2 protein-coding genes and 1 pseudogene are annotated in these 2,034 nt (G+C 63.0%); all 3 read right to left on the reverse strand.

All coding sequences use genetic code 11. From position 1 onward, the window contains the following. Positions 1-590: ABC transporter ATP-binding protein (locus EDC30_RS19290; RefSeq protein ID WP_132260567.1), on the reverse strand; the 590-nt coding region annotated here is incomplete at its 3' end. Next, positions 590-1,885, reverse strand: a complete 1,296-nt coding sequence (locus EDC30_RS19295; protein ID WP_132260569.1) for a branched-chain amino acid ABC transporter permease — start codon at positions 1,883-1,885, stop codon at positions 590-592. The genes EDC30_RS19295 and EDC30_RS19290, both read right to left, overlap by 1 nt. Further along, a pseudogene (locus tag EDC30_RS19850) lies at positions 1,882-2,034 on the reverse strand (branched-chain amino acid ABC transporter permease); the annotation flags it as partial. The pseudogene EDC30_RS19850 and the gene EDC30_RS19295, both read right to left, overlap by 4 nt.

The following is a 2,034-nucleotide window of genomic DNA, read 5'->3' on the forward strand; positions in this document are numbered from 1 at the left end:
TCGCGCAGCAGCTCGGCCGTGTAATCGGTCTCTTCGCGCGACATGCCCGCCATCGGCTCGTCCAGCAGCAAGACCTTGGGGTCGGACGCCAGCGTCATGCCGATTTCCAAGGAACGCTGTTCCGAATACGACAGCTCGCCGCCCAGCGTGTCGCGATGGCGCGTCAGGCGCACTTGCTCCAGCAATTGCTCGGTCAGCTCGCGGATCTTGGTATAGCCGGCGATCGGCCGCCACAGCGTGTACTGCAGGCCGAAGCGCTGCATCACGCCCAGGCGCAGGTTTTCAAACACCGACAGCTTGGGGAAGATGTTGGTGATCTGGAACGACCGGCCCAGGCCCAGATGGTTGATTCTCTCCGCTGGCAAGCCACTGATGACTTGCTGGCCCAGCTTGATTTCGCCCGAACTCGGCTTGAACTGCCCCGAGATCAAATGGAACACCGTCGACTTGCCGGCGCCATTGGGGCCGATGATGGCGTGACGTTCGCCTTCGATCAGCTCCAGGTTCACGCCGCGGATGATGTGCGCTTCGCCGAAGGATTTATGGACGTCGCGCAGGCTCAGCGCGATGGGTTGTTGTTGCGTGCTCATTACGCCTCCCTGTCGTTGAGCGCCTGCCAGCGCGCGCTGGTCAGCTTCAGAATGACGCCGCCGATGGCCAACAGCACCAGCGGCACCAGCCAGGTGACCACTGCACCCGGCAGCCAGGCCTGGCCGAACAGGTTCAGTGCCGGCCAGGGCTGGCCTTGCACCAGCTGGAATTGATAGTCGTCGGACAAGAGGCGCTGCAGCAGTTCGACGAGGAACACCACGCCTGCCGCGCAAGTCAGCGTGCCGATAGTCCAGCCAAGGACATAGCCCAGCTTGGTGGTGCTGGCAAACTTGCTGGTGCGCCACCAGGTGATGATGCCGGACAAGCCATTGGGCATGAACATCATCACGGCCACGAAGATGATGCCCTGGTACAGCAGCCAGGAGCGCGTCAGGTCCGACACGGCATAACCGAAGAAGGTCATCACCGCCGCGCCCAGTGCCGGGCCGAAGAAGACGCCGACACCACCGATATAGGAATTGAGCACCACTTCGGACGACAGGCGCACTTCAAAGACCGAGTAGTTGGCCGCTTCATTGCTCATGGCCAGCAAGCCGCCGGCAATACCAGCGAAGGTGGCGGAAATCACGAACACCATCACGCGCGCCATGTGCACGTTGTAGCCCAGGAACTTCAGGCGGTGGGCGTTTTCCCGCAAGCCCAGCGTCAGGCGGCCCAGCGGCGTGCGCGTGAAGAAGAACAGCAGGGCAATCGAGACCACTACCCAGGCCAGGGTCAGGTAATACACTTCGGTAGCCGAACCGAAGGTAAAGCCCCAGGCCGGCATGCGCATCGAGGGCACGCCCGACTCGCCGCCGAAGACGCTCTTCAAGTGCGGCGCCAGGGCATGCAGCAATTCCGCCAGCGCCAGGGTGATCATGGAAAAGTACACGCCGCTGCGCTTGCTGGAGAACCAGCCGGCCACTAGACCCACGGCTGCACCGCCCAGGGCGCCGAACACCGGCAGCAGAGGCGTCGGCAGCAAGCCCTGGCCCGATACCGCATTCATCGCATGCAGGGTGGCAAAGGCGCCAATGCCGAAGTAGGCGGCGTGACCGAAGGACAGCATACCGCCCTGCCCGGCCAGCACGTTGAAGGCGCTGGCAAACAGCGCCATGATCAGCATCTGGATCGCGGCATTGACCAGCGAGGTCGACAGCACGGTCGGCAACGCCACCAGCACGATCAGCACCACCGCCAGCAGGATTTTTACCAGCAGGGCCGTGCCGACTGGCTTGACAGCCAGCGCCGGCGCAGCCACGGCCTTGTCGAGAGAGTGTTTCATCGTCGTCATTCCTTTTCTCCCATCAGCCCGGACGGCCGCACCAGCAGCACCAGCAACATCAGTGCAAATGGAATCGTCGCCGCCAGCGAGGATATTTTCAGCGTCAGCAAGCCGCCGACTTCTTGCGCCCATTCCCCGGCGCCGACATAGCCCAGCAC

The sequence above is a fragment of the Paucimonas lemoignei genome (genome assembly GCF_004342585.1).
Lineage (GTDB): Bacteria > Pseudomonadota > Gammaproteobacteria > Burkholderiales > Burkholderiaceae_D > Paucimonas > Paucimonas lemoignei.

Excerpts from the sequence above, each read along its gene's own strand:
- EDC30_RS19295 (WP_132260569.1), bottom strand. The coding sequence starts at position 1,885 with ATGACGACGATGAAACACTCTCTCGACAAGGCCGTGGCTGCGCCGGCG.